Annotated in this window: 6 protein-coding genes and 1 pseudogene; 4 read left to right on the forward strand and 3 right to left on the reverse strand. The window is 68.0% G+C overall.

What is annotated here, in order from left to right:
• From nadB to adhE, 4 genes are all read left to right on the forward strand, one after another.
• A complete protein-coding gene (nadB, locus tag E3O22_RS00635; RefSeq protein ID WP_134394289.1) occupies window positions 1-1641 on the forward strand; it encodes an L-aspartate oxidase in 1641 nt (546 codons plus the stop codon).
• Window positions 1635-2495, forward strand: a complete 861-nt coding sequence (gene nadC, locus E3O22_RS00640; protein ID WP_134394290.1) for a carboxylating nicotinate-nucleotide diphosphorylase — start codon at window positions 1635-1637, stop codon at window positions 2493-2495. The genes nadB and nadC overlap by 7 nt, the downstream gene beginning before the upstream one ends.
• Window positions 2496-2506: 11 nt before the next feature.
• Window positions 2507-3652, forward strand: a complete 1146-nt coding sequence (locus E3O22_RS00645; RefSeq protein ID WP_134394291.1) for a cysteine desulfurase family protein — start codon at window positions 2507-2509, stop codon at window positions 3650-3652.
• 264 nt (window positions 3653-3916) lie between these two features.
• Window positions 3917-6640 carry a bifunctional acetaldehyde-CoA/alcohol dehydrogenase gene (gene adhE, locus E3O22_RS00650; RefSeq protein ID WP_134394292.1) on the forward strand — a complete coding sequence of 908 codons (2724 nt, stop codon included), beginning with the start codon at window positions 3917-3919 and terminating at the stop codon, window positions 6638-6640.
• Between the two features lie 105 nt (window positions 6641-6745).
• Here adhE and E3O22_RS00655 read toward each other — a convergent pair whose 3' ends face one another.
• The 3 genes and pseudogenes from E3O22_RS00655 to E3O22_RS15745 form a co-directional block, all read right to left on the reverse strand.
• Window positions 6746-7477 carry a maleylpyruvate isomerase family mycothiol-dependent enzyme gene (locus E3O22_RS00655; protein WP_134394293.1) on the reverse strand — a complete coding sequence of 244 codons (732 nt, stop codon included), beginning with the start codon at window positions 7475-7477 and terminating at the stop codon, window positions 6746-6748.
• Window positions 7478-7626: 149 nt separating this feature from the next.
• Window positions 7627-8283 (reverse strand): HNH endonuclease signature motif containing protein, encoded by a 657-nt coding sequence (locus E3O22_RS00660; protein ID WP_134394294.1) that lies wholly within the window; start codon window positions 8281-8283, stop codon window positions 7627-7629.
• Window positions 8283-8488: pseudogene (locus E3O22_RS15745) on the reverse strand (HNH endonuclease); the annotation flags it as partial. The pseudogene E3O22_RS15745 and the gene E3O22_RS00660, both read right to left, overlap by 1 nt.

Below are 8488 nucleotides of genomic sequence, written 5' to 3' on the forward strand. Positions count from 1 at the left end.
GTGACCCGCGTGCTCGTCGTCGGCAGTGGGCTGGCCGGACTCATCGCCGCGGTGCGTGCGACGGATGCCGGCCACCAGGTCACCCTCGTCACGAAAGCGGCCCTGCCCGACAGCAACACCCGCTGGGCCCAGGGCGGGATCGCCGCGGCCATGTTCCCCGACGACTCGGTCGAGTCACACGTGCAGGACACCCTGCGCGCCGGTGCCGGACTCTGCGACCCGGTCGCAGTGCGCGTGCTCTGTTCCGAGGGACCGGCTCGGGTGCGGGACCTGATCCGGTTCGGTGTGGACTTCGACCGCGACGAGTCCGGAGTGACCCGTGGACTGGAGGCTGCCCACTCCCGCTCGCGGGTGCTGCACTCCGGCGGTGATGCCACGGGCGCAGCCATCGAGGCTGCCCTCGTGGCGACGGTGCGTGAACGGGCCGCCCGCTCGCTGCGGGGCGTGGGCGCCCGCCTACGCGTGCAGGAACACACAATGCTGGTTGATCTGACCGTGCAGGACGGACGCGTGACCGGGGTTGTCCTCCTCGGGCCCGACGAAGCACTCCGCACGATCCCCGCCGACACGGTGATCCTGGCGACCGGCGGTGCCGGCGAGCTCTTCCCGCACACGACGAACCCGGCTCTGGCGACGGGCGACGGCGTGGCCGCCGCGTGGCGCGCGGGGGCATCCGTCGCCGACCTCGAGTTCTACCAGTTCCACCCCACCGCACTCGCGGTTCCCGGTACCCCGTTGGTCTCCGAGGCGGTGCGCGGGGAAGGCGCCGTGCTGCGGAATGCGTCGGGCCACCGCTTCATGCTCGACGTGCACCCCGATGCGGAACTCGCCCCGCGCGACATCGTGGCCAGAGGCATCGCCCGGGAAATGACCGGGCAGGGCGGCGAACCGGTGCGACTGGACGCCACCGGTCTCGGCCGTGAACTGCTCGAGCGACGCTTCCCGACCATCACCGCGGCCTGCCGCGCTGCCGGCCTGGACTGGGCCGTCGAATCGATCCCGGTCGCCCCGGCGGCGCACTACTGGATGGGCGGGGTGCTCACCGATATCTGGGGCCGCACCAGCCTGCCCGGCCTGTTCGCCGTGGGAGAAGTAGCCCGCACCGGCGCCCACGGGGCCAACCGGTTGGCCTCCAACTCTCTGCTCGAAGCGGCCGTGTTCGCCGACCGGGCCGTGCGCGCGCTGCGCCTGCCGGTTCGGGTCTCGGCGGGGGTTTCGGTCGTGACAGGCTCGACCACTGGGAGGTTACCTGCCGGCGTCGACCGTGACGCCGTGCAGCAGCTGATGTGGGAGTGCGCGGGAGTGCTGCGGAGCGGGGAGAAGCTCGCCGAGGCATCCGTCACCCTGACCGGCTGGGCCACCCGTCCGACGGGACCGGACGAAACAACGTCACTTGATATGCGGGTTCGGGCATATGAAGACGCCAACCTGCTCGACCTGGCTCGGGTCACCGTTGCTTCCGCCCTGGCTCGGGAGGAATCGCGCGGCGCACATCACCGCTCCGACTACCCCGACGGCCGGCCCGAGCTCGCCCGGACCGTCGCCTGGACCCGCGGCACAGCCCTGGACACAGCCGACGATATGCGGAGCACCCTGAATCTGGACCACCCCACTGAGGCCGAGGAGGCCATCGCATGCTGACCATGAACGCCATCGACACCGTCGTGCGCGCCGCGCTCGAGGAGGACGCCCCCTGGGGCGACCTCACCTCGCAGGTGCTGATCCCCGCCGACGCCGCCGCAACCGCGCAGCTGGTCGCCCGGGAATCCGGCGTCTTCAGCGGTGGTGCCGTGTTCGCGGCGGCCTTCCGACTGACCGACCCGCGAATCGTCGTTCGGATGCTCGTGGCCGACGGCACCGTCTTCGACGCCGGTGACACCCTGGCGGAAGTGTCGGGGTCCGCCCGCGGCATTCTGCAGGCCGAGCGCATCGGCTTGAACTTTGTGCAGCGCATGAGCGGGATCGCCACGCTGACAGCGCTCTACGTGGCCGAGACGGCCGGTACCCGCGCGCGCATCGTCGACACCCGCAAGACCACCCCGGGCCTGCGTGTGCTGGAACGTGCCGCGGTGCGCGACGGCGGCGGCCACAACCACCGGTTCAGCCTCTCCGACGCGGTCATGGCCAAGGACAACCACCTGGCCGTGCTCACCGCGGGCGGCCTGAACCTCGCCGAGGCGCTCCGGCAGGTGCGCGACCGCATCTCACACACCACGCACCTTGAGGTGGAGGTCGACCGAATCGACCAAATCGAGCTTGTGCTTGCCGCCGGTGTCGACACGATCATGCTCGACAATTTCAGCCCCGACGACCTGCGCGAGGGCGTACGCCTCACGGGCGGCCGAGCACGCGTGGAGGCCAGCGGCGGCGTCACTCTGCTGACCGTGCGCGGCATCGCCGAGACCGGTGTCGACATCATCTCGGTCGGGGCCATCACGCACAGCGTGCGCTCCCTCGACCTCGGCCTCGACGTCGTCATCCTCACCGAGGGCTGAGCGGTCCGGCCATGATCTATCTCGACAACGCCGCGACCACCCCGGTGCGACGGGAAGTTCTCGAGGTGCTCTGGCAGCAGCTCGCGGGCCGGTTCGGCAACCCGTCGAGCCACCACCGAGTGGGCGAGGCCGCGGCCGCCGCGCTCGCCGAGGCGCGGGCCATGGTCGCGGGCGTGCTCGGCTGCCGGTCGGCCGACGTGGTGTTCACGACCGGCGGCACCGAGTCCGACAACCTCGCGATCAAGGGCATCGCTCTGGGCGCCCCGCGCGGCCGACACCTCATCACGACGCCGATCGAGCACGAGGCGGTACTCGAATCCTGCGACTATCTGCGCCGCCTGCACGGCTTCGAAGTGACGCTCCTGGACCCGGATGCCTCCGGCCGGGTGGATCCGGAACAGCTCCGCACCGTGATCCGCCCGGACACCACCCTCGTCTCGGTGCAGTACGCCAACAACGAGGTCGGCACCGTTCAGCGGCTCGCGGAACTATCGGCCATCGCCCAGGACGCCCGCGTTCCGCTCCACACCGATGCCGTGCAGGCGGCCGGCTGGCTTTCGGTCGACGTGGGCGCTCTCGGTGTCGATGCCCTGAGCCTGTCGGGCCACAAACTCGGCGCACCTCCCGGCATCGGGGTGCTTTTCCTACGCCGCCGCATCGCGGTCGAACCGGTGCTGCACGGCGGCGGTCAGGAGCGCGGGCGCCGCAGCGGAACGGAGAACGTGCCCGGGGCACTGGCACTGGCGACCGCACTGCGCCTCGCCGAGGTGGAACGCGCGGAGGCAGCGCCCCGTATCACCGCGCTGCGGGATGCCTTCATCACCACGGTTCTGAGCGGAACACCGTCGGCCTGCCTCACCGGCCACCCGACGGAGCGTCTGCCGGGCACCGCCTCGTTCGTCTTCCCGGGCACGAGCGGCGAGGCGGTGTTGCTCGAACTGGAACAGCGCGGCATCGTCTGCTCGAGCGGTTCGGCCTGCGCGGCCGGCAGCGACGAGCCGTCCCATGTGCTGACCGCTCTGGGCATCCGGGCTGAGGTCGCCCAGACCGCCGTGCGGTTCACGCTGGCATCGACGACCACAGCTGCGGATGCATCTGAAGCGGCCGCATCCGTTCAAGCCGCCGTGGGCGCCGTCCGCGGTCTCGGCCGAGGCTGACCGGCAGCGGCTTCAGGCGCCGCTTCGCGCGCATGGCGCGCGCGTGCACGCGCGCGTAAGAACCGATCAGACTGCGAGTTGTCAGACAATTTCCAAAGGTTCCGTTTCTCGCAGCGAAGATGCTGCCGATCAGCCAATCTGCTGATGGCGACCGGCCCCTGGACCGCTGAGTGGGCGTCCCTTGACGTGCAGCCGTCTGGCCAGCGCCCTAAGGTTATAGGTAAGAGGCGATAAGCCCAAGGTGGGCCGCCAAAAAGGGACACAATGACAATAATCGACAAACCAGTCACCGAGTCACTTGCCACTCAAATTGACTCCCTGGTTAAAGCCGCTCAGGTCGCGCTTCTGGATTACGCGAACTTCACGCAGGAACAAATCGACCACATCGTTAAGAAAGCCTCGGTGGCTGCTCTCAGCAAACACGCCGAACTTGCCGTTCACGCCGTAGCCGAAACCGGCCGTGGCGTATTCGAAGACAAGGCCGTTAAAAATCTTTTCGCATGCGAGCACGTTACGAACTCGATGCAAAACCTTAAGACCGTCGGCGTTATCAGCCGAGACGACATTACTGGCATTACTGAAATCGCTGAGCCGGTCGGCGTGATTTGCGGTGTGACCCCCGTTACGAACCCCACCTCGACCGCGATCTTCAAGTCGCTCATCGCGCTGAAGACCCGCAACCCGATCGTTTTCGGTTTCCACCCGGGCGCTCAGCAGTCCTCCGTGGCCGCAGCGCGCGTCGTGCGCGACGCCGCCATCCTCGCCGGTGCACCGGCAAACTGCATCCAGTGGGTTGAAACGCCGTCCCTCGAGGCCACCAGCCTGCTGATGAACCACCCGGGCGTCGCAACCATCCTCGCCACCGGTGGCAACGCCATGGTCCGGGCCGCGTACTCCTGCGGCAAGCCGGCCCTCGGCGTCGGCGCGGGCAACGTTCCCGCCTTCATCGAGAAGAGCGCCAAGCTCAAGCGTGCCATCAACGACGTCGTGCTCTCCAAGTCCTTCGACTACGGCATGATCTGCGCGTCGGAGCAGGCCGTCATCATCGAAGAGCCGCTCTACGCAGAAGCCATGGCCGAGTTCAAGATCCTGCACACCTACCTGGTCACCCCGGCCGAGAAGCTCCTCCTCGAGGACTACATCTTCGGAGTCCAGGCCAACTCGACCAACTGTGGCGAGGCCAAGCTCAACGCCGCCGTCGTCGGAAAGTCGCCGGTCTGGATCGCCCAGCAGGCCGGATTCACCATCCCGGCCGACACATCGATCATCCTGGTCGAGGTCGCCGGAGTGGGACCGCACGAGCCGATGACCCGCGAAAAGCTGGCACCCGTTCTCGCCGTGCTGCACGCCAAGGACGCTGAAGAGGGTATTTCGCTCTCCGAGCAGATGGTTGAATTCGACGGCCTCGGCCACTCGGGCTCCATCCACAGCGAAAACCCGGCCATCATCGAAGAGTTCGGAACCCGCGTCAAGGCGGTCCGGATCATCACCAACGCCCCCAGCTCGCTCGGTGGTATCGGTGACATCTACAACGCGTTCATCCCGTCGTTGACGCTTGGCTGTGGCTCGTACGGACACAACTCCGTCTCGAACAACGTCTCCGCGATCAACCTCATCAACGTCAAGCGCATCGGCAGAAGGAACAACAACTTGCAGTGGTTCAAGGTCCCCGCCAAGACGTACTTCGAGCCGAACGCCATCCGTTACCTGGCGGATATGCGCAACGTCGAACGCGTCACGATCGTGACCGACTCGACCATGACCCGCCTCGGTTTCGTCGACAAGATCCTTGACATCCTGAACCGGCGCGAGGGCCGCGTCGCACTGCAGATCATCGACAACGTGCTGCCCGAACCGACCGTCTCAGCGGTCGAGAAGGGTGCCGCCGAAATGCGGGCCTTCAAGCCTGACACCATCATCGCCCTCGGCGGCGGCTCGCCGATGGACGCCGCGAAGGTGATGTGGCTGCTGTACGAACACCCCGAAATCGAATTCTCCGACATGAAGGAAAAGTTCTTCGACGTGCGCAAGCGCGCGTTCAAGTTCCCCGACCTCGGCGAACTGGCCAAGCTCGTCTGTATCCCGACCACTTCGGGTACCGGTTCGGAAATGACCCCGTTCGCCGTGATCACCGACGAAGTCACCGGAGTCAAGTACCCGCTCGCGGACTACGCGCTCCTGCCGACCGTCGCGATCATCGACCCCGTGCTCACGGCCATGATGCCGTCGTTCCTGGTTGCTGACTCGGGTTTCGACGCTCTCACGCACGCCACCGAGGCCTACGTGTCCGTGTACGCGAACGACTTCACCGACGGCCTCTGCCTGCACGCGATCAAGCTGATCTTCGAGAACATCGTGACCAGCGTCAACGGCACCACCGCCAGCACCGACGGTGAGGTCATCAAGGCCCGCGAGAAGATGCACAACGCCTCGTCGATCGCCGGCATGGCGTTCGGCAACGCGTTCCTGGGTATCTGTCACGCGATGGCTCACGTCACCGGCGCGCAGCTCCACCTGATCCACGGCCGGGTCAACGCGACCTACCTGCCGCACGTGATCCGTTACAACGGCCTCATCCCCACCAAGCTCACCAGTTGGCCCAAGTACGAGAGCTACATCGCCCCGGAGCGCTTCCAGCAGATCGCGAAGCACCTCGGCCTCCCGGCGTCGACCCCGGCGGAGGGCGTCGAGTCCTACGCCCTGGCCGTGGAGAAGCTGCGCGACCTGGCCGGCATCAAGCCGTCCTTCCAGGCGCAGGGTGTGCCGGAGGAGGACTTCATCAGCCGCCTCGACAGCCTGGCCATGGGTGCTTACGGCGACCAGTGCGCACCGGCCAACCCGCGCATGCCGATGCTCGATGACATGCGCACCATCATGGAGGCCGCGTACTACGGCACCTCTTTCAACGAGGTCCGCGCCGGTCGCGCGGCCGTCGAAGCAGTGGCACCGGCCGAAGAGAAGAAGTCGGCCCGCAAGGCAGGCAAATAACCGTCACGGCCTGATTGACTGAGGAACGGCCCCGCACGTGTTGGTGCGGGGCCGTTCTCGTGGACGGCCCACCCTGTGGCAGGAGCGGGCCTGGTCGCAGCCTGGTCAGAGCCAGCGCGCTGCCACGGGGGTCTCCCCCGCATCGGACGTAACGCCCGAGCGGGCACGGCCGGCGGCCCAGGCGGCCAAGTCGGCGAGCGACCCCGTGACCTGGTCGAGGGCATCCGGATCGCCGTAGCCTGTGTGCGTCGAATCCGTCGCGGTGAGCCGGCGGCCCATGTCACCCCGTGAGGCCCAGGCACCGACAATCTCGCCGAGAAGCCGGTCGAGAACCTCCTCCGGCAGGTCCCGGAAGCCGGCACCGTGGTTGAGGTCGACGGCGTGGATCCAGAGTTCGCGGGTGCGCATCCAGACCGTGTCTCGCAGCGGCACCATGGCACCCTGCCCGTTCCTGACCGGAACGACCCAGCGGTCGTCCGCCAGCGCCAGCCAGCGGCGGTCCAGGTCGGTGGCCGAGTCCGCCCAGGATTCACGGAGCGCGTCGGAACTGAGGATGCTGCCCGCGGTGATCTCCGCATTCCGCGCCTCCATCGAGGCATACATCACCGTCTCGGCTCCGGTGTCGGCCCACTGCGCCAGCCGTCCGATCGCGCGGGCGTTGGACGCGACGTGTGCGACGACCTGGCGCCGGGTCCAGCCCGGCAGCAGAGAGTCCCCGTCGAGTTCATCGTCCGTGAGCCCCTGCAGTCCGCGGCCAAAGAATTCCGTGCCCCGCCGGGCGAGATCTAGCGTCAGCCGGAGTGCAGAAAGCTCAAACGGGTCGTGGGGTGCGTTCATGATGCCCCTTTCTCGGGTCAACGCGTATAGTCCCTACGCTACCCGGCGGCCCACCCTCCCCAACGTTCCCGCGACGCTGGTCGAGCCTGTCGGGACCGGGACCGGACCGGGACCGAGTCCGGGACCAGGGAGCGGAGACGAGAGACTCCCTATCCGTTCTTCCGTTCGGCCGCGTCGGTCATCCGGGTGCGCGATGTGGTGGCGTTTCGCCAGGTGCGGGGCCCGGTCTCGAGCCAGGGTGGTGCCATGATCTGCACGGCGCCGTGCAGCATGCGGATGTTCCAGCCGGAGGCGGCGAGGTAGCGGTGGTGCCACCAGCAGAGCAGCACCCCGTTGTCGGTGTGCGTCGGTCCGCTCTCGGAGTGCGGGATCGCGTGGTGGATCTCGGCCATCCCGGCCGGGATTTTGCAGCCCGGGATGATGCAGGCGCCGTCGCGGAGCTGAATCGTCCGGCGTTGCGCGGCGGTGAAGCACCGTTCGGGTGAGCCGAGGGCGATGATGCGGCCCTCATCGGTGATGACGACTTTCTGTTGTCCGCCGGTGCTGATCAGGTCTGTGACGGCGCTGATCGAGATCGGGGTGTCGGCGCCGTCGATGGTCGGGGCCTCCCCGGCCCGGGAGTCAATGTCGAGGATCACGGCGAGCACGTCGTGGCGCCGCTGGTCGGGCGTGCGGTCGTCGCGTTCGAGCGGCGCCTGCTCCCGCTCGGCGTCGGCTTCTTCCGCGGTGTGGAAGGCGACCGGGGCGCTCTTCGGCGACAGGTACGCGTCGAAGAGGCGGCGGAGCCTGCCCGCGATCTCGGGCATCAACGCCCCGAGACCGGCACGATGCCGTCGCGTTCGCGGCCGAGCCGGATCCCGCGCACCATCAGGGCGTGGTCGTCGGGCCGGGACCCGTCGGGCGCGAGCACGGCCCTCCAGACCGCACCCTGCAACCGGATCTCATCCGCCGACGCCGGCACCGGGGTTTCGGAGCTGGTGCCGGTGGCCGAGGCGACCAGCTCGCTCTCCG

Origin of the sequence: Cryobacterium sp. TMT2-18-2 (assembly GCF_004402245.1) — a bacterium.
Lineage (GTDB): Bacteria > Actinomycetota > Actinomycetes > Actinomycetales > Microbacteriaceae > Cryobacterium > Cryobacterium sandaracinum.